This is a genomic window from Bacteroides oleiciplenus YIT 12058, from assembly GCF_000315485.1.
Taxonomy (GTDB): Bacteria; Bacteroidota; Bacteroidia; order Bacteroidales; family Bacteroidaceae; genus Bacteroides; species Bacteroides oleiciplenus.
The window spans coordinates 1,695,137-1,720,425 of the sequence record NZ_JH992940.1 but is presented as its reverse complement, the minus strand read 5'-3'; the positions used below and the strand labels follow the sequence as shown (position 1 = coordinate 1,720,425).

General features: G+C 43.8%; 11 protein-coding genes. 4 read left to right on the top strand and 7 right to left on the bottom strand.

All coding sequences use genetic code 11. The annotated features are described in order from the left end of the window. Window positions 1-7 precede the first annotated feature (7 nt). From HMPREF9447_RS07240 to HMPREF9447_RS07210, 7 genes are all read right to left on the bottom strand, one after another. Window positions 8-2,842, bottom strand: a complete 2,835-nt coding sequence (locus tag HMPREF9447_RS07240) for a M16 family metallopeptidase (RefSeq protein WP_009129052.1) — start codon at window positions 2,840-2,842, stop codon at window positions 8-10. Window positions 2,843-3,097: 255 nt separating this feature from the next. After that, on the bottom strand, window positions 3,098-3,901 hold the full coding sequence (gene kdsA / locus HMPREF9447_RS07235) for a 3-deoxy-8-phosphooctulonate synthase (protein ID WP_009129051.1): 804 nt from the start codon (window positions 3,899-3,901) through the stop codon (window positions 3,098-3,100). A 99-nt stretch (window positions 3,902-4,000) separates the two neighbouring features. Continuing rightward, window positions 4,001-4,927, bottom strand: coding sequence for a diacylglycerol/lipid kinase family protein (locus HMPREF9447_RS07230; RefSeq protein WP_009129050.1), 927 nt, complete (start codon window positions 4,925-4,927; stop codon window positions 4,001-4,003). Between the two features lie 70 nt (window positions 4,928-4,997). Further along, a complete protein-coding gene (gene miaA / locus HMPREF9447_RS07225) occupies window positions 4,998-5,918 on the bottom strand; it encodes a tRNA (adenosine(37)-N6)-dimethylallyltransferase MiaA (protein WP_009129049.1) in 921 nt (306 codons plus the stop codon). A gap of 312 nt (window positions 5,919-6,230) precedes the next feature. After that, on the bottom strand, window positions 6,231-10,271 hold the full coding sequence (locus HMPREF9447_RS07220; protein WP_009129048.1) for an AlbA family DNA-binding domain-containing protein: 4,041 nt from the start codon (window positions 10,269-10,271) through the stop codon (window positions 6,231-6,233). A 145-nt stretch (window positions 10,272-10,416) separates the two neighbouring features. After that, the gene (locus HMPREF9447_RS07215) at window positions 10,417-10,749 is read right to left on the bottom strand and encodes a hypothetical protein (protein WP_044137545.1); all 333 of its coding nucleotides are present in this window, start codon (window positions 10,747-10,749) and stop codon (window positions 10,417-10,419) included. A 981-nt stretch (window positions 10,750-11,730) separates the two neighbouring features. Then, window positions 11,731-14,550, bottom strand: a complete 2,820-nt coding sequence (locus tag HMPREF9447_RS07210; RefSeq protein WP_009129046.1) for a M16 family metallopeptidase — start codon at window positions 14,548-14,550, stop codon at window positions 11,731-11,733. A gap of 247 nt (window positions 14,551-14,797) precedes the next feature. On the opposite strand from HMPREF9447_RS07210, the gene HMPREF9447_RS07205 reads away from it, so the two are divergent. From HMPREF9447_RS07205 to HMPREF9447_RS07190, 4 genes are all read left to right on the top strand, one after another. Beyond that, window positions 14,798-17,293 carry a glycosyl hydrolase 115 family protein gene (locus HMPREF9447_RS07205; RefSeq protein WP_009129044.1) on the top strand — a complete coding sequence of 832 codons (2,496 nt, stop codon included), beginning with the start codon at window positions 14,798-14,800 and terminating at the stop codon, window positions 17,291-17,293. Between the two features lie 66 nt (window positions 17,294-17,359). Continuing rightward, complete coding sequence (locus tag HMPREF9447_RS07200; protein WP_009129043.1) at window positions 17,360-19,285, top strand: sialate O-acetylesterase; 1,926 nt, start codon at window positions 17,360-17,362, stop codon at window positions 19,283-19,285. Between the two features lie 956 nt (window positions 19,286-20,241). After that, on the top strand, window positions 20,242-23,388 hold the full coding sequence (locus HMPREF9447_RS07195; RefSeq protein ID WP_009129042.1) for a SusC/RagA family TonB-linked outer membrane protein: 3,147 nt from the start codon (window positions 20,242-20,244) through the stop codon (window positions 23,386-23,388). 12 nt (window positions 23,389-23,400) lie between these two features. Continuing rightward, complete coding sequence (locus tag HMPREF9447_RS07190; RefSeq protein WP_009129041.1) at window positions 23,401-25,266, top strand: RagB/SusD family nutrient uptake outer membrane protein; 1,866 nt, start codon at window positions 23,401-23,403, stop codon at window positions 25,264-25,266. Window positions 25,267-25,289: the final 23 nt, after the last annotated feature.

Below are 25,289 nucleotides of genomic sequence, written 5' to 3'. Positions count from 1 at the left end.
ACTCTAATCACTTATTCACCGTCATTGTTACTTCAATTTCGTTTCCTTGTTTCAGTAAGTCTGCTGCGAACTTCTGGAGTTCTTTGGCAGTGATACCATTTACAAGGTCTGTATAGTCTTTAGTCATATCCATACCATAGAAGAAGTAATCATTCAGGTTGTTCAGCCAGTATGCGTTTTCCTTTTGGTTGTCGGCATACTTCTTCAACAGATACTCTTTTACTTTCTGCAGATGTACCTCGGAAGGACCTTCGGCTGCCAGTTTCTTCAATTCGTCTACTACAATACCAGCCAGTTTGTCTTTCTTTTCCGGATCGGTCTGGAAGATGATCTGCATCAGCAGTTGTTCTTTCGGATACTTCTGTAAATTGCCTATACAGTTCACGCCGTATGTACCACCTTCTTTCTCACGTACCTCTTCGGTATAAACCATATCGAGAACCTGAGTCATACAGCTCAACAGGATGTTGTTTTTCAATGTATAAGGAGCTTTTCCGCTATACAGGAATACGATGGTTGCTGTAGGAGTTTGTTGTTCCTTAGCAAATTCATTCTTATATACACCCTTACGGATATCCATCTTGGTATCTTTAAAGGTCTCCTTGCGGTTGATGGCAGGCAGTGCACCCAGATATTCTGCAATCAGCGGTTTGGCTGTTTCCAGGTCGATGTTACCGACAAAGTAGAATGTAAAGTCGCTGGCATCTTTGAAACGGTCGTTGTACATTTCCAGAACGCGGTCATAATTGATTTGATCTACCATTTCCGGTTTGAGCAATACTAAGCGCGGATGGTTGCCATACATAGCTCTCTGTAAAGAGTCTCCAATGGAAGAAAGCGGATTTGCTTGTGCACTTTCCAACTGTGCTTTCGTGCGGCTTTTGTAAGATTCGAATGCTTCCATATCCTTACGCGGAGCCGTGAATGTGAGATATGTCAACTGCATCATGGTCTCGAAGTCTTTCGGAGAGCAGGTTCCGAATACGTTTTCAGTTGTTGCACCCAGACCGGCCTGAACAGATACTTTCTTACCAGCCAATACTTTTGTCAGGTCTACTTTGCTGAAATTGCCCAGACCACCTGCGGCAACCACATTGTCCATAACTGCGAAGTTGAGCGCATCTTTGTCGGGGAAAATGGATTTACCACCCAGACTAGTACCCTTCATGCGAATTTCGTCAGCTTTAAAGTCGGTCTTTTTGATGTAAACCGTTACACCGTTAGAGAGGACGAGTTTTGTGCTGCCATAAATTTCACCTTCTTTCTCTGAAACGATTTTACCACCTTTCGGCGCTTCTTTCATCAGAGGTTCGTCAGATACCTTATCTACATATGCTTGCAGGTCGAGATTCTTCATGCCTTTCAGCAAAGCGACAACTTCTTCTTTTGTCGGGTATTTCAATCCTTCTTTTTCAGGACCGGCGATAATAACCACCTGGTTGCTGTCTGGAACGAGTTGCTGTATTACCATATTTATGGCTTGTACAGGGATGTTCGGAGCCAGTTGATTCATCATGGCATATTCTGTTTCGATGCCCGGAATAGGTTCTGCGTCCAGGAAGTTACGTACATATTCGCGTACATAAGAACCGTGTTTGGTTTTCTCACGTTCGTTATAAGCAGACTCCAAACGTTGCAGATAGTTGGCGCGTGCACGGGTATATTCTGAATCGGTGAAGCCGAAACGACGTGCACGTTCTGTTTCTTGTAATAAGGTTTTCATAGCTCCTTCAATGCCGTCAGCCTTGCTTGAAGCGTAAATATTGAGAGCTTCTTTTGTTTTAGACAGGAAGAAATTACCGTAAGTGCTGGCTGCACGGTTAAATGGCGGGTTAGCGCTCTGGGTAATTTCACTCAGGCGGGCATTCAGCATGCTGGTAATCATGTTTACCATATATTGGGAAGCCAGATAACCTACATTATTCTTTTCAGAATCAGGTGTTGCATCCTGTTTGAAATAGAGTTCGATAGACGGATCGTCCACCTCTTTATCCGTACCGATGGCTACGATAGGTTCTTTATTGTCTGCCACAGGGAAATAAGTACGTTCTGCCGGATTTTCCGGTTTTTTCACATCAGCGAATACTGCTTTCAGTTTGGCTTCTACGGCATCTACATCGATATCACCTACGATAACGATACCTTGCAAGTCGGGACGATACCATTTGTGATAGTAATCGCGGATATCCTTATAAGGGAAGTTGTTGATTACATCAATGGAACCGATAGGCATGCAGTCTGCATACTTGTCACCCGGATAAATAACAGGAGACAGATCGGTGTAAACGCGCAACATGCCGCTGTTACGACTACGCCATTCTTCGCGGATAACACCACGTTCCTTATCGATTTCGTCATCTTTCAACAAGATGAAGTTGGACCAGTCGTGCAGGATAAGTAAACAGGAATCCAGTACATTGGGACGGTCGATAGGAGCGTTACTGATGTTGTAAACAGTTTCGTCGACGCTGGTATAAGCGTTCAGGTTTGTACCGAACTTGATACCTACAGTCTCACACCAAGGGATGATGCCAAGACCTTTGTCATCACCGGGAAAGTTTTTTGTGCCATTGAAGGCCATGTGTTCCAGGAAGTGGGCAAGTCCACGTTGTTGCGGCTCTTCGAGGATGGAGCCTACTTTCTGGGCGATATAGAACTCCGCCCGGTTTTCGGGTAATTTGTTGTGACGGATGTAATAAGTCAGGCCGTTGTCCAAATGACCGATACGGACATTCTTGTCAACGGGGAGGGGCGGGAACTGCATTTGTTGTGCTACCGCTTGTTGGAAACTGGCGCATAACACTAATGCTACAACCAGTAAACTGCGAAATAAATGTTTCATATTGATGTAGATTAAAATTGTTTCTTGCTCTATTTGTCGGAGGGAGTGGAAGGAAATCACAGAGGAAGGGAAAGATTTTTGGAGAAGACTGTGCAGAAAGGAGTAAAAGTGATTAGCGTTTAGTGATTAGTGATAAGCAGTACTATCTGTCATCCTGAGCGTAGTCGAAGGATCTACTCTCTTGGCATAAGGCTGCGCTATACAGTAGGGGAAGAGATTCTTCGACTACGCTCAGAATGACAGATAGTCTGCAAATCATTCTTTTATCGCCTCACGAATACGTACCAGCTTCGTCAATAATCCTTCCAGCAGGTCCAGCTTCAACATATTGGCACCATCGCTCTTGGCAACTTCAGGATGTTCATGTGTTTCTATAAATAATCCGTCAACACCTACGGCAATGCCGGCTTTGGCTACTGTTTCAATGAGTTGAGGCATGCCGCCTGTCACTCCGCTTGTTTGATTGGGTTGTTGCAAAGAATGAGTGACGTCCAGAACGACCGGGTATCCGAAAGTTTGCATTTCAGGTATGCCACGGTAATCTACAACCAGGTCCTGATACCCGAAAGTAGTCCCGCGTTCAGTAATCATGACTTCCTTATTTCCTGCTTCTACCACCTTTTCCGCTGCAAAACGCATGGCGAAAGGAGAGAGGAATTGCCCTTTCTTGATATTAACTACTTTTCCCGTCTTTGCGGCAGCTATCAGGATGTCTGTTTGCCGGCAAAGAAATGCCGGTATTTGCAGTACATCCACGTATTCGGCAGCCATTACAGCTTCTTCTGCAGAATGGATGTCAGTAACAGTAGGTACTCCGAAAGTGTTGTGTACTTTCTCCAGTACCTTCAATGCTTTTTCATCGCCTATACCCATAAATGAGTCCAGACGCGAACGATTAGCTTTACGGTAAGAACCTTTAAATACATAGGGAATTTGTAATTTCTCGGTGATGGTCACAACACGTTCGGCAATCCGCATCGCCATCTCTTCCCCTTCGATAACACAAGGACCTGCCAATAAGAAGAAATTCCCAGCAGGGTTATTTTTCAGTTCAATCATAAGTATTTAGTGTTTAGTGTTTAGTGATAAGTGATTAGTAGGCTGCGCCGTTATTCCGCATAGTACTAATCATTTATCACTAAACGTTAATCGTTAATTTCAGTTTGGTATAATCAGTGTGATAGCCTCATGCATAATCCCGATATCCAATGGGAAATGCCTGTCGAGGATACGGCCGTCCAAGTCTACGGAGGCATTTTGTGCACGTAGCACTTTCACTTTTTGTGTCCGGTAAGGCATTACGACTTTATGATTTAAAATGCGTCCCTGAATAAGCATCCATAGCCCTGATACAAGTTGTAATAACTCCGGACGATAAATGACAGATACATCGAGCCATCCATTATAGGGGACTGCGCTTGGCGCTTGTCCATACCCCCATGCGCTACCAATACAGACTGTCATGATACGTCCGCGGATATGTTCTCCGTTTATCTTGAGGTGCATCCGGTAGAGTTTTCGTTCAAAGATAATTGAGATGAGTGCCATGAGATAAGATAGAAATTTCACTCCCCAGAAACGTTTGGTCTGATCGGATATTTTCACGATACGAGCTCCCAAACCAATATTGATGGCATTAAGAAAATAGCGGGTAATGTGTTTCTCACCATCATAATAGTTACAAAACCCTACGTCTATTTTACGGCGGCGGTTGTTGATGATGCAATCTACTGCGTCTTTGTATTCTGATGTCATTTCCCAGTATTTGGCAAAATCATTACCGATACCGTTCGGGATGATACCTATAGCAATTTCTCTTTTAGCTTCTGCATTAGACGACATAATGCCATTGATGGCATCATTCAGTGCACCATCGCCACCCACAACCACGATAGTGCGGTAGCCGTTGTTAGCGAGAATACCGGCCAGGCGCTCCACAGACCCGAACCCTTCGGACTGGACGTAATCATAAGACACGCCTTTGCTGTCCATGTATTCTTTGATTTCTTTCCACCGTTTCTGTACTTTCCGGGTACCGGCTTTGGGGTTGTATATCACCCCCCACTTTTCGGGCTCTACACTCATGACGCTAATTTATGAATTATGAATCCTCAACTCTTAATTTTCAATCTTCGACTCTCAAATTACAAAAATACTAATTCTCTTTGAGTTTCGCTTGTACAAAAGCAATCTTTTCTTCCATCGGTAGTCCGGCATCCACCCAATGGATGGTGAAACCACGACGCTCCATACCCCGGAACCAGGTCATCTGGCGTTTGGCAAATTGGTGAATGGCGGTTTCCAGTTCCTTGTACATCTCTTCGTAAGTCAACTTGCCGATGGCGTAAAGCGTCAGATACTTGTATTCCAAACCGTAATAGATGAGGTCATCCGGCTGGATACCCGAGTCTATCAGACGACGTACTTCATCTACCATTCCCTCGTCCAAGCGTTGGCGCAGGCGGCGGGATATCTTTTCACGACGCAACTCCCGGTCTATGTTCACACCAATGATGAGACTGTTCAATTTGGGAAATGCCCGTTCGTCTACCGGAGTATGTGCATAATACTCTTCTATTTCAATGGCACGAATGGCACGCTTAGTAGTATCTACGTCCGTGGTATTATGCAGGGATTTATACTGTTTTAGCATTTCGGTCAACTCTTCCAGAGATTTATCGGCAAGTTGCGTGCGCAATTCCGGGTTTTCGGGAACAGGTAACAACTTATATCCTTTCAACACAGCCTCCAGATACATACCCGTACCTCCACACAAAACGGGAAGTTTCCCTTTTTGTTCAATACTCTCGTAAGCTGTCAGAAAATCACGTTGATATTCGAAAACATTGTATTTATAGCCCGGGTCGGCAATGTCAATCAAGTGATAAGGAATTTGTTTACCATTCACAGTATAATCTACGAGGTCTTTCCCCGTACCAAGGTCCATGCCACGGTAGATTTGTCTGGAATCTGCACTGATGATTTCGGTGTCGAGGACATCTGCCAGTGCTGCGGCAAAAGGAGTTTTTCCGGAGGCGGTAGGACCTAATATAGCTATCAAATCATAGTCAGGCATAAGTCGTTTTGATTATTTTCCTACAAAGATAATGTAAACCGAAAGCAATACAAAAAAAGCAAGCTTATTTTTAATGTTAAGATGCAGCTTATCTTAGATATGAAAAAGGACGTGAAAAAAGGAGTACATTCTCTTAAATGGTGTTATAAAGGCGTTGTTCCCGCACACGGAACTTGCTATTCTCAAAAAAATGCGTACCTTTGTACTGTGTTTTTCATAGTATTAGATTTAAGGTTAACAAAGGTTGGAGTACAGCGGTGCTCCTTTTTTTATGCCCATATTCCATATATTCCTTTAAACAGGTCTGATATATTAAATTTCAATATTCCACCCCATTATCCGTAATAACTCTATTTCTTTAGAAACGGCCTCTGATGTAATAGCGTAGCCTTGATGGGCCGGATTATCATTATAAAGTTTTTGCAGCTTTTCAGATTCCATTTCTGGAATCACTTCCCAGGCAATTGCTTTGCCAAAATCATAAGAGAAAAGCGGAGTACCTTTCAGGACTAGGTCCATATTCTGTTTTATTCTGTCGATGGGAAACATTTTCAGGTATTCATTCTTCTGTCGGGCGGTGCGTACCAAGATGTGCGTTTCGCCATTTTCAATGGTGGCGAATATCAGATGCGAATCCCTGTTCACGCCGTTTTTATAAATATAATCACGTTTCTTCTGTAATAATATTTTTAGTGGAACACGGTTTACATAGCCATTTTCATAGCAAAGGAGCAGGGCACCACCGGTTTCTTCTTTATTGATTGCCAGTGTGAGTATCGCATTGTCCATGTGCGAGGGCTCATCTTTCAATACATATCCACCATTATCGAGCAGAGATAAGTAAGTTACCACTTGTACGTCGTGTCCCTCTTTTACTGTATAGGGGTTAGGGCGTATCAGGGACGTTTTTATCGCAGCTTTCCCGATTCCGGCTTCCACTTTTTTCTTCTTCTTTTCCAGACTGGCCACAAAAGCGGCGGCAACTGCCGTCTGTGCTTCTCCGGTTTGCAACAGATTTTCGCTGATTAACTCCATGTCTTTTTCTGCAATCTGGCTGAGTTCTGCTTGTAATGTGTCATTTTTCCTCTTCTGCTGCTTGGCTAGGGCATTGCCGTCGAGCATTACCGTTGAGTTGCCTTGCCGCTGCCATATCACTCCTTTTAGCTCAATTAGTTTGCCATAGCAGGGCACCGTAATGCAGCATATTTCACGGTTGCCATACCGGGGAAATTCCATTTTAATGATGCTGTTGATATCCTTTCCCATAGTAGTTATGATGCGTTGGCGGATGAAGCGCTCATAAGCATCCGAATCACATACCATGTAGGTATAATCTTCCTTCAGTCCGATTATGGCTCCGGCATCGGATACGCCGACATACAGTGTGCCGCCGGATGCATTCAGGAGTCCCGCAATGGTGCGCAGTATGATCTCCGATTGTTGCTTCATGTTGGGGACGGTGCGCCCAGCCGGATATACTATGGATGATTTAAACTCTACTTTATCACTCTCCCTCCCCATGCAGGGAATGTCTTCCTTGGATTCTGTTGCAACTGCAGACTTCGACTTCTGTTCATCGGTTGATACAAATTCCCCAGCGCCAATGCGTTGCAAGAGTTCGTTTCGCAAAGGGGCTAATGCTGCCGTCGGTAGGGAATTGAGCAAAAGTGTATGGCTCAGCACCAGCCGGACTATATGTTCCTTATTTTCGTCTTTAGTGGTTGCAATGCCAACTGCAAGCTCTGGGTCAAAGTTGTGGGTATAGAACAAATTGATAATTTGTAGCAGTTCTTTTTTAGACCGGAGTGAGGGATAACGGGAAACCGCCGCGTCGTCTATACGCGAAAAGTGTGTCCATCGCGCCGGTCCATTGTGGGTGGCAAAACTATAGATGTTCTCCTCATAATTCATTTGCAGCGACAAGTATTCGCTCAGGGGCGAATCATTAAGCATCCCCGCCAATAGCCGGGCTGTTCCCAACAGGTTGTAGCGCTTTACCAGTAACTTCTCGGCCGATGCCGTTACTGCCAGTAACCAAGGTAATTCGCACATCAGGGGAAGTGACAACTGCTCTCCGGTTAGCATTGCATCTTCGTCTGTGAATACTTGTCCGAAATTGCCTTCTTCCTCTTCCTTTTCATCCTGCGGGGAACAGAAGTCGATATATTCGCTGACTAATTTAGCCAGAGCCTCGGTTTCTTCTATGTTCTTATCTGATTCTTCTATATAGGTGGCATTGATATACCCTGCGTCATTGATTCCTCTTACTTCCAGCAAGGCCGTCGTGCCGACTTCCGGATAAGGCGCTGCGCCCGGTGTGAAAAGCGTGTACCCTTCTTCGCATATCCAGATGCCGGTTCCCTTGGATACCCGTATAAGCCTTGCATATACCCGATGACCGTATTTCACCGTTCCCGTTACAAATTCAAATAACTCCCGGAGGATGCTGAATGTCAGACGACCGTTCTGCCCGACCTTCGATACGGTGGCTTCAAACGTATCCCCTTCATAGAAAATGCCATCCAGACTGCGGATATGGCTACGGGTGACTTCATTGGCGAGAATCGCACCGTTTCCTTCGTATCCCGGTTCCGTCACTTCGGCAAACATCATTAGTGGGAAGCGTGGATTAAATGCTTTCAGGGTAATCCTGACGCGCATTCCCTCTGAAAGTGGTATCTTTTCCGATGTCTTTTTGGTAGAAGTCGCCACGTGTCCGGTTAATTGTCCGGACAGTTCTTCCCAAAGATTCTTTAATACAAAGACGTTCTGCACTTCGCTTACTTTCGGTTTGATATCTTTCTTTGCATATATGCTGATTCTGCCGTCGAATACAGACATCATTTCCGTCACCTTTTGATGCTCGGGCAGCAGTGCACCGGGATTGCAGCCGGCATAAAGCCCGAATGTCCCGTTACGTAGAAGTATCCGCCCCCCTTGCGTAATGTGCTGGGCTATCAGTTTATCTTTATCATCAGAGGCATCCGTCATGAATGAGCGTAGTTTGGTTATAAAAGCTTCAGGTTTGAAGCGCACGACATCCTCCCAAGTGAATTCCGGACGGTAAGACTGGCTTGCCCGTGTCAATACATCATACGCTTTGTCTGTCAGAATCCCGATGGAAGAGGGGCTTGCCTGGGCTGCGTAACGATAAAGCATGATGCGATAGAGGGAGGTGTGTACTTCACGGTTATAGCAAAGCAGCAGGTAGACGGCCAGCAAATGTATGATTTTTGTAGGGGAGATATCAGGCGCCACTCTGCTTTTCTCTATTATTTTTCTGATTAATTCGGTAACTGATGTCAGGGCCGAAGATTCCGTAGCTGAAGTGTTGCATGCTATATATTGGCAAAACTCCGTCAAGGTAAACATGTTTTTGTCAACCAACGTATCGTCCAGCCGGAACAGTGCGGTGAGCAGTTCTGTCTTTCGGTTCCTATCGGATAAATAGCCCGAAATACGTATTTTAGTAAAAATCTGTTTAAGGAAATCATCCATAGTATTGGTACGGATGAGTTCTATGGCTTTCTGTATTGCTTCGCAGGCAAACATTTCCCGTTCTCCCTTTTCGCGCAGAGACTGGACTACGGATGGTGAATAGAATGTGAGGAACAGGGAGTCTTCAAGTATCCATTCGGTGATGAGGAGCTGATAGCGTATTAACTCGCAAACTCCTTCCCAATCTTTATTCTCAATTTTTTCTTCTCTTCTGGTGAGTAGGATGTTCAGGAATGACAGTAACCATTCCCCCTCGTGGTTGTCATATTGCTTCAGCATCTGTTGCACTTTCGGGTCTATGACCGAGTCGGTGCGCAAAGTTTCCAGCTGGATGCAGAGGGGGAATTGTTCGGTATGGATGTTATGCATCAGTTGCTCGATAGTGAGGAAATTGGTTTCATAGTCTATTTCCTGATTGACGGGAACGGTGACAAGGATACCATCCGGATTGATATGCTTGACTGTGCAGCGGACATTTCTTCCTATGGTCAGTTCTTTCCCTATCCCCACTTGGATAAATGCCCGGATGCCATTCATGTCATATCCATAGTAGACATTGCGGTGTCCGGATTGGTAGCCTGGCTTTTGTTGTACGACAAAAGGGTAAGTACTTCCGACCGTATAAAGTTTGCGTGATATTTCACCTTTGTGCTGTGCAAAGAGAGGAGTATCGTCGGCATCATAGCCATAAACAATACACTTCACTTCTTCGGGAACCGGCAGTTTGTGCTGGAATTTCAGCATTTTCACTTTGTACTTGATTCCTTCATTTTCTATCAGATAATAATGACAATCATTTGTGATCATGGTCCCTGTAACTTTCAGGGAATAAATTACATCTTTCTCATACTGCATAGTTCCATCTTTAGTTTTATAATAATATAGTCTGTCTGTTTTGTAAGACGTGGCAATTTATGTATTTTTTATCGAATGACAAAGATAATTCGTAAAAACATGTAAAAAAGCTTAGAGGTAAAAAAACGGACAATCTGTTGGACTCTTATTTTGTTCGTAGGCTGACCAACTCTATCCACTTGTGGAGGCTCAGGTCGAATCCTCCTTTTTCTAACAGGTGGGGAATGCCTTTATAATGTAGTATTGTGTTTTCCCACTCATCATTTAATTTATAGGATAACTCTCCGAGATGGTATTTGAGGCGTGCTGTTTGGATATAATCCAGTTGAGTGTATTCTTCATTCACAGATAAGTCGATTAATTGTTTTATCAGTTCGTAGGCTTGCAGGCATTCCGGGTCGCTTAAGGCGGAGATAGGTTTACTCATAATGGGATGTTGCATTAACCGGATGATACATTCTTTAAAGTCTTCGTACATGGTTTATTTCGGTTGCCGCATCATTCCCCAGTGATGCGTGGTTTATAAAAAAAGAGCGTGGGAAACTATCTACTCATGTTCCCTAAAGGCTCCGCTAGGACCTTACAACAACATAAGTGATAGCCCCACGCCCCATATGGATATATAACAAGCTATATATACAAATGTGCGTGAGACCTGTCACTTATTGTCATCCGTTGTAAATTTTAGCGGAATTTATAGGGGAATGCAATAAATAACCGTTCTCAAATTAAAATTTCTAAAGCTACTTTCTACGCATGAAAGTAAACTGTTACAAAAGTAGTAATAAATATTTGTAATGCAAATATTATTGTTTCATAATTATGTCAAGGACTCATTCCAATTGTATCCTATTCAATGTTTGCTTGTCGTTAGAATCAAAAGAGAATAGTAATTTGCACATTAATCACATTAGCACATTCGCTTCATAACCGCTCCGGAATGAATCAACCTCACCAATACGCCTACTTAGTTGTCTGATTATCAATAGATAGTATTTACATACAATTTACCTCACGATGTAAAAGCATTTACCGCCGTATGTAACGACCTTTACCACCTATTGTAACGCTCTTTACCTCGGCATGTAACGGCCTTTACCTCGGCGTGTAAATGAAGTTACCATTTGGAGTAAATAGAATCACCACGGGAGGAAACAACCATCTACTTATAAGGTGAAGATAAATCACCCGTTGGCGGAATTAGTTTATATCTGAAAAAAAATAAATGAAATGCTAATTTAGCGCAGCCTAAGCCTAAAAGGCTTTCAACCTTGAGCTGCGCAATGCTTCTATGCCGATAGAACCTTGTTCCCTTGTCAACTTGTATCCTCGTCAACTAATTCATAACCTAACAAATTTAATATGAATTCGTTCCACTAACAGAGTATGAAACATAAAAAAGGCTGCACCATGCTTTAATAGCAGTGCAGCCTTTTCAATTGCATTATTCTATTTTCTCTTATTCCTTTTCCGGACTAATCATTGAAACTTCCACTTCATTCTTTTGCTTGAACAAGTCATCGGCAAACTTCTGAATATCTTTAGCAGTGATACTGTTGACAATCTGTTCGTAGTCCTTTATTGGGTTCATTCCGGTGAACAGATACTCGTCGATGCTTCCCATCCAGTAGCTGTTTTCTTTCAGGTCTTCAATATGTTTCTTCAACATGAACTCTTTCACCTTATTAAGATTGGCTTCTGACGGTCCCTCTTTAGATATGTGCTCTATTTCAGCAAAGATGATTTTCATCAGTTTCTCTCTTTTGGAAGGTGCTGTATCGAAAATGATTTGTATCCCGGCTATTTCCTTCGGATATTTGGAGAGATTGCCACCCACATATACACCATAAGTGCCACCTTCATCTTCGCGTACTTTCTCGGTGTAAACTAGATCCATAATCTGACAAGTCATGTCCTGCAGAATGGAATTCTTTAAATCATACTTGCACGTACCGATGAAACTGACAAAGTTAGAGGCTTTAGCTGTTTCCTGTTCGCGGATGAACTCATTCTTATATACGCCTTTACGGTATTCAATCTTATTATCTTTGAATGATTCCTTACGGTTGATGGCAGGCAAAGCTCCAAGATACTTGGCAATAAGCGGTTTCATCTCTTCAACGTCTACATTACCTACGAAGATAAAGGTGAAGTCGCTGGCATCTTTGAAACGGTCCTGATACATAGCCATGATCTTGTCATAATCCATCTTATCAATCATATCGGACTTTATACGGACAGTACGGGGATGTCCCATTTGCAGGGCATAGGTGATGCTGTCTCCGAAGGCTGTGTTCGGATTCATTTCCTGATTTAGCAATGCTGCTTTGTTACGATTCTTATAGGATGCAAAAGCGTCATCATCCCGGCGTGGTGCAGTAAATGTCAGATAGGTGAGTTGCATCATCGTTTCAAAGTCCTTCGGAGAACAGTAGCCATTGACTGTTTCGGTTTTATCACCGATACCGTAACTTACGGAAGCTCTTTTGCCTGCTAATACCTTTTCAAGATCTACAACGCTGAAATTGCCTAAACCGCCTGCTGAAACGGCATCCAAACCATTAATGTTGATGATTTCAGAGTTGGGGAATAGTGAACTACCGCCCAGGCTTACACCTTTCATGGTAATTTCATCTGCTTTGAAGTCAGTTTTCTTGATGATAACTTTTACTCCGTTGGATAACGTCAGCATGGTAGTACCGAATACGTCATCTTTTTGTTCGGAGATGATTTTTCCACCTTTTGGAACTTCTTTCATTAAAGGTTCGTCTGATACTTTATCTACATACGGAGTCAGTTTCTCGGCTTTTACGTCTTGCAGAATCTTCTTGATAGCTTCTTCCGTAGGCATTTTCAGATTCTCTTTTTCGGGACCGAAAATGGCGACTACCTGGTTGGTATCTGTTACCAACGTTTGCATCATCTGGTTCAGAGCTTGTACAGGAATGGCCGGAGCTATCTGGTTGATGATGGCATACTCGTTTTCAATACCCGGTATGGGTTCGTTATCAAGGAAGTGTCGTACATATTCATCAATATATTGCTCGTTCTTAAGTTTGTCTCGTTCGTTGTAGTTGGATTCCATAGTGCGCAGATATTCGGCACGGGCGCGTTGGAATTCGCTTTCGGTAAAGCCGAACTGGCGTGCACGTTCCATTTCGCGCATCAGGGTAGCGATGCCACTTTCCACTGCATCTTCTTTGCAAACAACGATACCGGTAAAGGCTTGTTTGGTTTTTGCAACGAAGAAATCTCCATCATAGGTTCCTGCGTAGATATACGGAGGGTTGGCAGCCTGAAGCAGCTCATTCAGTCGGGCATTCAGCATGTTATTGATGAGGTCGGTAGCATAGTTTTGTACCAGATAACCCATATTGCCTTTTTCCGAGTCGGGAGTGGCTTCATGTTTGTTAAAGATGATAGCCTGGATATGGGGTTGTTCTTTATCCTGAGCAATCAGCACAATCGGTTCTTTATTATCATTTACCGGATAATATTCACGTTTGGCAGCATTGGGTTGTGCGGGAACATCAGCGAATAGTTTTTTAATCTGTGCTTCGATGGCATCTACATCTACATCTCCTACTACAACGATGCCTTGCAAGTCGGGGCGATACCATTTCTCATAGTAATCTCTTAGTGTCTGCGGTTTGAAGTTCATCACTACATCCATGGTTCCGATGGGGAAACAAGTGGCATACTTGGTGCCGGCAAACATGGCAGGAAGTAACTTTTCCTGGAAACGTTGCACTGCACTCATGCGTGTGCGCCATTCTTCGTTAATCACGCCGCGTTCTTTATCAATCTCTTTCGGATCCAGAGTCAGGTCATTGCTCCAATCGTGCAGAATTAACAAACAAGAATCAATGGCACCCGGAGTATTGACGGGAACGTTGGAAATGTTGTAAACGGTTTCGTCTACTGAGGTGTAAGCGTTCAGATTCTCACCAAACTTAACTCCGATACGTTCCAGATATTGTTTCAAAGCATCTCCCGGGAAGTGAGTGGTTCCGTTGAAACACATATGTTCGAGGAAGTGGGCGAGGCCGCGCTGGTTTTCTTCTTCCTGTATGGAACCTACCTTTTGGGCGATATAGAAGTCAGCCCGGTCGGCAGGGAGACTGTTTTTGCGGATGTAATAAGTTAAACCGTTATCCAACTTTCCAATACGTACATTGGGATCAACGGGGATAGGAGGCATTTGCTGGGCAAGAGCCTGTTGTAGGTTACAGCATATGACGAATACTATAACTAATAGACTACGGAATAAATGTTTCATATAATATGAAGATTAAAATTGTATATTGTCCTATTTGTCTGAAAGGAGAGAAATAAATCACAGAAAGGAACGTTTTTTTGTAATAATGGTTGTTTGCCGGGCAAATGTTACATGAATAAAAGTTTATGTAACATGAAAATCCCAAGTGTAACATTGGCTGTAGTAAGTGGAAACATGGAAGATAGGACAATATTTCGTAATAACCTATCTTTGTACAAAACAGAAATTAATCAAAAGGTATCATACCATGAAAACAAAATTTAGTTGGATTTTCTATTGCTTAGTAAGTTTGTTGCTATCTCAATCTTTATCCGCAGCGGAACGCTTTGTGGTAAATGAAGGTAGCGGCTTTGTCTGGATACAGCAGGGCAAGTCTTATCCGATATTGATAGACTTGCAGGAAGACAAAGGAGTAGTACGGGCTGTGACCAATTTGCAGACAGATGCGGGTAAAGTAACGGGCATTACTCCGGAAGTTATTCACTCTGTAGCTGGTAATCGTATGTTGATAATCGGTTCTATGGAGAATAGCTCCTGGATTAAACAACTGGTGAAAGCCGGAAAAATCAATGTTGCCGATTTACAGGGAAAACGTGAGAAATACATCCTCCAGACGGTGAAGCAACCGATGGAAGGCGTAGATGAGGCGGTAGTTATAGCAGGTAGTGACAAGCGGGGTACTATTTACGGTATCTATGAATTGTCACAGCAAATGGGGGTATCACCCTGGTATTTCTGGGCGGATGTTCCGGTGGAAAAGCACGATATTATATCTATTAAAGAAGGTATATATACAGATGGTGAACCGGCAGTGAAATACCGTGGCATTTTTCTGAATGATGAATGGCCCTGTTTAGGAAATTGGGCGGGCGATACTTTTGGTGGATTTAACAGCAAATTCTATGAGACTGTTTTTGAGCTGGTACTTCGTCTGAAAGGAAACTTCATGTGGCCGGCAATGTGGAACAGTGCTTTCTATGATGATGATCCAATGAATGGCCCGTTGGCTGATGAAATGGGAATTGTGATGGGAACTTCCCACCATGAACCTATGGGACAGGCTCAGAAGGACTGGAAACGCCGTGGAACCGGAGAATGGAATTACACTACGAATGGCGCCGTGCTGCGTGATTTCTGGCAACAGGGTATGGAACGTTGCAAGGATTGGGAAGCGGTGATTACTCTGGCTATGCGCGGTGATGGTGACGAACCGATGAGTGAGGATGCCAATATCTCTTTATTACAGAATATAGTAAAGGACCAGCGGAAGATTATAGAGAAGGTGACCGGTAAGAAAGCGAAAGAAACTCCGCAAGTGTGGGCGCTCTATAAAGAAGTGCAGGATTATTATGATAAAGGTATGCGTGTACCTGACGACGTAACTCTCCTGTTGTGTGATGATAACTGGGGCAATGTACGCAAGTTGCCCGATTTGAAAGCCAAACCCCGTAAGGGCGGTTATGGTATGTATTATCACTTTGACTATGTAGGAGCTCCCCGTAACACCAAGTGGATTAATATTACTCAGATACAGCGCACTTGGGAACAGATGATGCTGACGTATGAATATGGTGTCCGTGAACTGTGGGTAGTCAACGTAGGTGACCTGAAACCTATGGAATATCCGATAACCTTCTTTCTGGATATGGCTTGGAACCCCGAACGTTTCAATGAAAACAATCTTTTCCAGCATACGGTGGACTTCTGTAAGCAGCAGTTTGGTGGCAATTATGCGGAAGAGGCAGCGCGTCTTATCGATACATATACCAAATATAACCGCAGAGTGACTCCTGAAATGCTGAACGACAGGACATACAGTCTGGAAAACTATGATGAGTGGCAACGCGTGAAAGATGATTATGCGGCTTTGAGCCTAGATGCCCTGAAATTCTACTATCTGATGCCTGCCGATTACCGGGATACTTTCGACCAACTGGTACTCTTCCCGATACAGGCATGTGCCAATCTGTATGATATGTACTATGCTGTAGCTATGAACCGCAAACTGGCGGAAGCTGGCGATGTGAAAACCAATAAATGGGCAGGTAAAGTGCGCGAATACTTTGAACGCGATTCTGTATTGACCTATCATTATAATCATGTGATGAGCAGTGGCAAATGGAATCATATCATGGATCAGACGCACATAGGCTATAGATCCTGGAATGATCCGAAGCATAACATTATGCCTAAGGTCACTCTGGTTCCCGAAGCCCGTATAGCTCCTGCACCTCCTGTCTTTATTGAGAAAGACGGATATGTGTCTATCGAAGCGGAACATTACACCCGTTCTGTTGACTGTACTTCTGCCAAGTGGATTACAATCCCTAATCTGGGACGTACCCTGTCAGCAGTCACCACCTCACCCTGTACTGCTACTCCGGAGGAAGATATGTATCTGGAATATGATTTTGAAACGGAAAAGAGTGGTGAGGCAACTGTTATCGTACGTTTCTCTTCGACTCTGAACTTCAATGATTATAAAGGATTGCGTTATGCGGTCAGTCTGGATGGAGGTGAAGAACAAATTGTCAATATCAACGGTGATTATAAAGGTGAACTCGGCAGATTACAAGCAGAGCATATTATCACGACTCAGACGAAACATCAGTGTGATAAGAAAGCGAAACATACTTTGCGCATCCGTCCGCTCGACCCGGCGCTCGTCATTCAGAAGATTATGATTGATTTCGGAGGGTTGAAACCTTCATTCCTGGGTGCTCCTGAGAGTTCTATTAAATAGTGACAGATATGAATGGAAGTTGTACTCCGGCATTACGCCGGGAATTAAAAAACATTTCTTAGATATATGAATTACAAGTCTGTTTTATTAGTAACGGTGGCCTGCCTGTGCTCTATGCTGGCCGAGGCTAAAGTTAAACTCCCATCTGTTCTTTCGGATGGAATGGTATTGCAACGCGAACGTCCCATCAAAATATGGGGTACTGCCGATGCCAATGAAGATGTAGTGGTGACATTCAAAAAAAAGAAGTACACGACGAAAGCTGGTGAAAATGGCAAATGGCAGGTGGAACTTCCGGCTATGAAGGCAGGTGGTCCTTATGAGATGGCTGTGAACGACATGCTTGTGAAGGATATTCTGATAGGTGATGTCTGGTTGTGCTCGGGACAGTCTAATATGGAACTGACTGTGGCGCGGGTAGCAGATATGTTCGGCAAAGAGACTGCTGTTTATGAAAATCCGATGATTCGCTACGTCAAAACTCCTTATGGTAATGATTTGCATGGACCGAAAGAGGATATTTCGCAAATGAACTGGACCTCTCTGGCACCGGAAGTTGCGCAGTCGTATGCTGCGTTGCCCTATTTCTTTGCCATAGAGATGTATAATGAGACGAAAGTTCCCGTAGGAATCATTAATTCGAGTTGGGGAGGAAGCGCTATCGAGGCGTGGATGAGTGAGGATGCTTTGCAGGCATTTCCGAAATATCTGCGTGAGAGGGATTTGTATAATTCTGATGAATACAAGGCCTTGGTGAATAAGGCGGGTGGAATGATGTCGAGGTTCTGGAATCTCTCTTTATATAAAGGTGATGAAGGGCTTCATGCTCCGGTAAAGTGGTATGAACCCGGTTTGGATGATTCTGATTGGGAGACCGTAAACATGTTCTCTTATCAGTTGGGGGACAGGAATGGCTATCCGGTTAGCGGGTCGCATTGGTTCCGCCAACATATCCGTCTGACATCCGCACAGGCCGATAAAGATGCCATATTACGTTTGGGATGCATGGTTAATGCGGATTCGGTATATGTGAATGGTGTGTTTGTGGGTACTACGTCCTATCAATATCCGCCTCGTATCTATAAAGTTCCGGCATCAGTGTTGAGAAGCGGTGAGAATTTGGTTACGGTTCGCCTCATTAATTCCGGTGGCCGCCCTAGCTTTGTGAAAGATAAACCCTATTGCTTGGCGATAGATGGAGATACGGTACGTTTGACTGAACAATGGAAATATAAGTTGGGTTGTGAAATGCCTGCGGGGAGAGGTGGGGTGTCTTTTCAGAACATTCCGACAGGTATGTACAATTCGATGATTTCCCCTTTACGGAATCTTACTTTCAAGGGCGCTTTATGGTATCAGGGCGAATCGAATGCAGGCAGACCTAATGAGTATGAAGCATTATTAAGCGCCATGCTTAAAGATTGGCGTGAGAAACTGACTGATGAAAATCTTCCTTTCTTCATCATGCAGTTGCCTAATTTCATGCAGACCCATCAACAGCCGGTGGAAAGTGGCTGGGCAGGTATGCGTGAGGCTCAACGGCAGGTTACTTTGAAGCTACCCGAAACTTCTTTGGTGGTAGCTATAGATTTGGGAGAATGGAATGACATTCATCCACTTAATAAGAAGGAGCTGGCAAGAAGGATAGCTCTTCAGGTAAAGAAGAAAGTATATGGTCATGAAGAGATTGTTCATAGTGGTCCGTTGTGCACTGCTGCATCAGTGGAAGATGGAAAAGTCATTCTTTCTTTTGAAAAAGGTACGGACGATCTGATGCCGGTAAATGAGTTGAAGGGCTTTGCACTGGCTGGAAAAGACGGGCGTTTCAGATGGGCTGAGGCTACCATAGAAGGTCATAAAGTGATTGTCCGGAGCAAAGATATTCCTCAGCCGGTAAAAGTGCGCTATGCCTGGGATGATAATCCGCGGGAGGCAAATTTGAAAAATAAGGCAGGACTTCCGGCTTCACCGTTCCAGATGGTTTTGAATTAGCTACAAGCTAAACCATATTTTCAGCTTATTGAACGTATTCTGAAAGCTTTGGGAATACGTTCGGTAAGCTTTCGGAACGCGCTCTGAAAGCTTACCGAATAAACACATCATATCTAACCGGTTACAACGTTCCTATTTATCGTTTGAATCGGATTATCTCATAGTCTTGCCATAAGGCGATGGCAGGTGAGGAGACTCTACTACAATGAATCAAATGATAATTTACGCAGCCTAAGCCTTTCAGCCTTGAGCTGCGCAATAATCACCTGTTCTATTCATAACCGCTCCGTAATGAATTAAATTCAACTCCTCTTTGCATATTATGATATCGTTTCTCTTTGTTGCAACGTAGTGCTTAGGATTAGCCTTTTGTTTAAAGTGTTAATGAATGTATTTGTTCGATAAGAGGGTAATAAGTTTTTTTAGGCTCTAACAGATGGGTTACATATCTTTTGTAGTACGTTACCACCTCATATTTTCCTGTATTTAAATGGTATTTTGAGGCTCTTTTTTCTTCTACTTTTTTCTTCTCAAATAGACTGCTGTTGCTGAAAATACTTCTTGAATTTCTGATGTTTTATGTGTATGTAATTCTTTTATATACAGTGTGTTATTGGAGAATCTGTAATACCATCAAAGAAAAATGTAACATCGAAAATAAAGATGTAATGCCATCAAAAAACTGTGTAGCATGATCGTGTCAATTGTTCCATTTTAGTTGGATACATTTGTTGCCAGGAAGAAGCCTGTTCTAATGACTGGAAAGACGCAATATGGAAAACACTTTCCTCTTATGAATAATTTCAAACGTGAATAAATGTAACAATAATATAAACGCTAATAATTTATCTATTAATCTTAAAGGCTAATTAATTATGAAATGCAAGTATGATGACAGTTAAAGCTATCCTTAATAGCTAATGAAAAGAGAATGTAGTTATTAATATCTTAAACTAATGGTAATGAAAAATGTAACAAAAAAAAACCAAAAGCTCCCTTATTTATTGCTTTTGTTGCTACTAAGTTGTTTGCCAACTTTAGCGCAAAATGGGGTAACGGTCAAAGGAACAGTTCTTGATGGCACCGGTGAAACGGTTATCGGTGCTTCCATCGTTGTGAAAGGCAACACTTCAATAGGTACGATATCAGATATAGATGGGAATTTTACGTTGGCTGTTCCTAATGATAATGTAACTCTTGTTATTTCATTTATCGGAATGAAGGCACAAGAAGTAAAAGCAACGGCTCAGAAACCGATAAGAGTGATGTTGGAAGATGATAGCCAACAATTGGATGAAGTAGTGGTGGTAGGTTTCGGTCAGCAGAAGAAGGCTTCAGTGGTGGGTGCTATTGCACAGACCAGTTCGAAGACTCTGGAACGTACAGGTGGTGTGACAAGTTTAGGTCAGGCCCTGACTGGTAACCTTCCCGGTGTGGTCACCATGACTACTACTGGTAAGCCGGGTGACGAAGATCCGAAAATCACTATTCGTGGTGTGACATCGTGGAACTCAAGCGAACCGCTTGTATTAGTGGATGGTGTAGAACGCCCTATGGCTTCGGTGGACATCAATTCTGTGGCATCCATCTCTGTATTGAAGGATGCATCGGCAACAGCCGTGTTCGGCGTACGTGGTGCCAACGGTGTAATTTTGATTACTACCAAGCGTGGTGAAGAAGGTAAGGCTGTAATCAACATCAATGCCAGTACAACATTGAAAACTTATTCAAAATTGCCCGACATGATGGACTCGTATGATGCGCTTGCACTTCGTAATCAGGTTATAGAAAGTGAACTGGCTTATCATCCTGATTCCTGGAGTTATTATCTGTCGCAGGACAGGCTGAACAAATATCGCTATCCGGCCAATCAAGCTGAAGCCGAACGCTACCCGAATGTAGACTGGGTGGACTACCTGCTGAAAGATGTGGCTACATCGTATAATGCTAACGTAAACATCAGTGGTGGTACAAAGTTCGTGAAATATTTTGCTTCTGCCGACTTTGCGCACGAGGGTGATATATATAAGAAGGTAACTAACACAAAAGGCTATGACCCTGGATTTAGTTATGACCGTATCAACGTGCGCAGTAACCTCGACTTTAACCTGACAAAGACCACCAAACTACACCTCAACCTTTCAGGATCGCATGCAGTGAAGAAGGCTACGCAGGGACAATACGAAAATCTGGTTTGGAGTGCTTTCTATGGTATTTCTCCCGATTCTTTTGTGCCGGTGTATAGCGATGGTACCTTTGGTTATTACTATCCTAATCCTACACAAGCTGCTACAAACAGTTATGAGAATCTTAGTGTAAACGGTATTGGCTATACTACCGACGACCGTTTGAACACCGACTTCACTTTGGAACAAGACCTTGGCTTTGTGCTGAAAGGACTGAACGTGCAGGCCAAACTGGCATTTGACAACGCTTTCCGCGAAACAGGTCGTGGTGTGGATGATACGACCGACTGGGAGGCAGAAGCTCACAAGTGGATTGACCCCGATACAGGTCTGGAATATACTGACATTACGCCCGATGCACTGTATAAGTTTGACTTTAAGAACAACAATGCCTGGAAGACCGGCGCCGGTTCTGTTCAAAACAATGCTACATATCGTCGTATGAACTACTCTGTACAGTTGAACTATTCCAATAAGTTTGGCAATCATACTGTAGGCGGCATGGGTAACTTCAGCCGCGAACAATATGCCACTGGTAGCGAACAACCCCACTATCGTGAAAACTGGGTGTTCCGTGCGACTTATGACTATGCCAGCCGCTATATGGTGGAATATAATGGTGCATACAATGGTTCTGAAATCTTTGCTAAGGAAAACCGCTTTGCTTTCTTTAACTCGGGTGCTATCGGATGGATGGTTTCGGAAGAACCCCTTGTGAAGAAACTTAATCTGAAGTGGTTGGATATGTTTAAATTACGTGCCTCTTACGGCCAGATTGGCGATGACAATGTAAGCGGACGTTGGCTTTATATGGACACTTGGAGCAATGGTGGCAGCCCCATAGGTAGCTTTCGCCAGTCATTGACGGGAGTAGACCCGGCCAAGAGTCCTTACACTTGGTGGCGACAAAGCCAATTGGGTAACAAAAACCTGCAATGGGAGGTGGCTACCAAACTTGACATTGCTGCTGATTTTGCTTTCTTTGGCGGAGTTATTTCCGGTTCGTTCGACTACTTCAAGGAGAAACGGTCCGACATTTTAATTACCGGTGCCAACCGTGCTGTTCCCTCATATTTCGGTGCTTCTGCTCCCGTAGCTAATCTCGGTAAGGTGGATAGCGAAGGTTTTGAACTTGATATACGCTGGACTAAGCAATTGGGCAGCAACTGGCGTCTTTGGGGGAACGCTTCTCTAACCCATGCTACCAGCAAAATTAAGGAAGCGGATGATCCTAAACTGAAACCTGAATATCAAAAAAAAGCTGATAAATCCATCGGACAGACTTACTCGTATGTGGATCATGGTTATTACAATAGTTGGGATGAACTGTATGGTAGTACGGCGCACGATGAATATGATAGTGGTCGTAAGCCTGGTAACTATGTCATTCTTGACTACGATGCCGATGGAATCATTTCCGTAAACGACAATATTCCTTATGGCTTTACCGATACCCCGCAGAACACCATGAACCTTCAAGTAGGTGTTGACTATAAAGGCTGGAGTTTCTTTGTCCAGTTCTATGGTGTGAACAATGTGAACCGTTCTGTGGGACTTACCAGTTTGGGTGGTACACGCAATACCGCCTTCTATGAGGGTAGCTATTGGAGTCCGAGCAACCAAAATGCCGATGTACCTCTGCCTCGCTGGTTGAATCAGACAAGTAAGTATACGGATGGTACCCGTTTCCTCTTCGACGGTTCCTACACTCGTTTGAAGTATGCCGAACTCTCGTATACCTTTTCTAAAGAGAAGTGGCTGAAAACATCGGGATTGAGCAGTTTGAAGTTGTTTATTAATGGTAACAACCTCTTCCTCTGGACTGATATGCCAGACGACCGTGAGTCCAACACTGGCGGATGGAGTGCGTATCCTACTCAACGTCGTTTCAATTTAGGTTTTAAAATCACACTTTAATCTGAAAGCAAAATGAAAAATAAGATTATTCATATACTTTTCGCACTCTTTTCTGCCGGTTTCATATTTACTTCATGTACCGACTATTTGGACAGAGACTCTGATTCTGTACTTTCTGAAGAAGATGCGTTTAAGAACTTCAATAACTTCCAGGGATTTGTCGAAGTAATGTACAATGTTATCCCCGATGTAGCCAAGCACAACTGGGTAAGTTCTTTCAACTGGGGTGATGACGAGGTTATTACTACCGGAAACGGTGAGTACCTGATGGGGTATGCCATCGATGGTGGAAACTATCGCAGCTATATCGGCAAGGGTGACTGTTTCCTGGATAGAAGTTGGACAGTAGAAGGCGACCGTTTCGCTAAGTCTTTGTGGGGCGGTGGCTGGTATGCTATCCGTCAGGTCAATGTTGGCCTCGAGGCCCTGCAGAATGGCCTGTTGAAAGATGCTACACAAGAAGAACGTAACTTCCTCGAAGGCCAGCTCTATTTCTTCCGTGCCTGGTTTTACTTCCAGCTTACTTCCTATTGGGGTGGTTTACCCTATATGGAGAGTGTGCTTGCTCCCGATGCACAGTTCAACTTGCCGCGCGAAAGCTATCAGGAGAATGCCGAGAAGATGGCAGCTGACTTCCAACGTGCTGCTGATTTACTTCCGGTTGATTGGGATAACACCACTACAGGTAGCCGTACTAAAGGTAACAATGCTTTCCGTCCCAATAAGATTTGGGCACTTTCTTACTTAGGTAAGTGTCTGCTTTATGCAGGTAGCCCCTTGATGGAGAATGGTGGTGAAAACAGTAATCGTTCGTACAATGCAGACTACTGCAAGCGTGCAGCTGATGTCTTAGGCAAGGTGCTTGCTATGGTCGAGGGTGGTCAAACTCAATATGCTTTGGTGGACTTCGATAAGTACAGCTCCCTGTTTTACACTAAAGAGCAGAACTGGCTGATGCCAGGTGGTACGGAAGCCATTATGCGTAGTCCTACTTATGGTGCCGACTCTTATTGGCGTCAGATGAACTCCTATCAACTTGCAGCCATTTGCGAGGGAGACGGTATCATTCTCTGTCCGGCTGCCAATTATGTGAACTATTTTGGTATGGCGAATGGCCTGCCTCTTGATGATTCCAATTCCGGTTTCAGTAAGTCTCAACCTTGGAAAGATCGCGACCCGCGCTTCTATAACAATTTTATTTATGATGGTGTGAAGATGATTAAGGCTCCGTCGGAAGAACGTAAAATATATCAGTATGCCAACCTCTACGACGGCGGTAACTGCTGCGATGACCCTCGCAAGAGCAGCCGCACGGGTTATTTCAACTATAAGTTCATTCCGTTGGGTGCCAATAGGGATGATAGTGACTATGGATATGGTAAGGCCACTCACTTTCACTTAGCATGGTTGCGCTTGGCAGAAGTATATTTACTGTATGCCGAAGCTGCTGCACAAGGTTATGGTTCACCCACGGGTAAATCTTCTACTTTTACGAAGAATGCCGTGGAAGCAGTCAACGTTATCCGCAGACGTGCGGGGGTGGCTGATGTGGCCAGTAGCTACACCGGTGATTTGGAAAAATTCATGGGTGAGGTTCGCCGTGAACGTGCTGTTGAGTTGGCTTATGAAGGACATCGCTTCAACGACCTGCGCCGCTGGAAATTACTGACTGAGTATCCTTATAATATTAAGACTGTGCAGAAGTTTGACCGTGCAGAGGCATTTGACCCCGAAGCTGATGCTAAAGAACGCAAGGTTATCAACTTCCGTGAAGAGATTGTGACACAGCGTAAACTCTCGGGTAAGCACTATTGGCTGCCGTTCAAGACAGACGATGTGACGATGTATCCGGAGTTCTACCAAAATCCCGGTTGGTAATGGTTTTATTAACGTAAAAACTA

Coding starts and splice junctions, on each gene's coding strand:
- HMPREF9447_RS07240 (WP_009129052.1), bottom strand. CDS start 2,842: ATGAAACATTTATTTCGCAGTTTACTGGTTGTAGCATTAGTGTTATGC.
- kdsA (WP_009129051.1), bottom strand. CDS start 3,901: ATGATTGAACTGAAAAATAACCCTGCTGGGAATTTCTTCTTATTGGCA.
- HMPREF9447_RS07230 (WP_009129050.1), bottom strand. CDS start 4,927: ATGAGTGTAGAGCCCGAAAAGTGGGGGGTGATATACAACCCCAAAGCC.
- miaA (WP_009129049.1), bottom strand. CDS start 5,918: ATGCCTGACTATGATTTGATAGCTATATTAGGTCCTACCGCCTCCGGA.
- HMPREF9447_RS07220 (WP_009129048.1), bottom strand. CDS start 10,271: ATGCAGTATGAGAAAGATGTAATTTATTCCCTGAAAGTTACAGGGACC.
- HMPREF9447_RS07215 (WP_044137545.1), bottom strand. CDS start 10,749: ATGTACGAAGACTTTAAAGAATGTATCATCCGGTTAATGCAACATCCC.
- HMPREF9447_RS07210 (WP_009129046.1), bottom strand. CDS start 14,550: ATGAAACATTTATTCCGTAGTCTATTAGTTATAGTATTCGTCATATGC.
- HMPREF9447_RS07205 (WP_009129044.1), top strand. CDS start 14,798: ATGAAAACAAAATTTAGTTGGATTTTCTATTGCTTAGTAAGTTTGTTG.
- HMPREF9447_RS07200 (WP_009129043.1), top strand. CDS start 17,360: ATGAATTACAAGTCTGTTTTATTAGTAACGGTGGCCTGCCTGTGCTCT.
- HMPREF9447_RS07195 (WP_009129042.1), top strand. CDS start 20,242: ATGGTAATGAAAAATGTAACAAAAAAAAACCAAAAGCTCCCTTATTTA.
- HMPREF9447_RS07190 (WP_009129041.1), top strand. CDS start 23,401: ATGAAAAATAAGATTATTCATATACTTTTCGCACTCTTTTCTGCCGGT.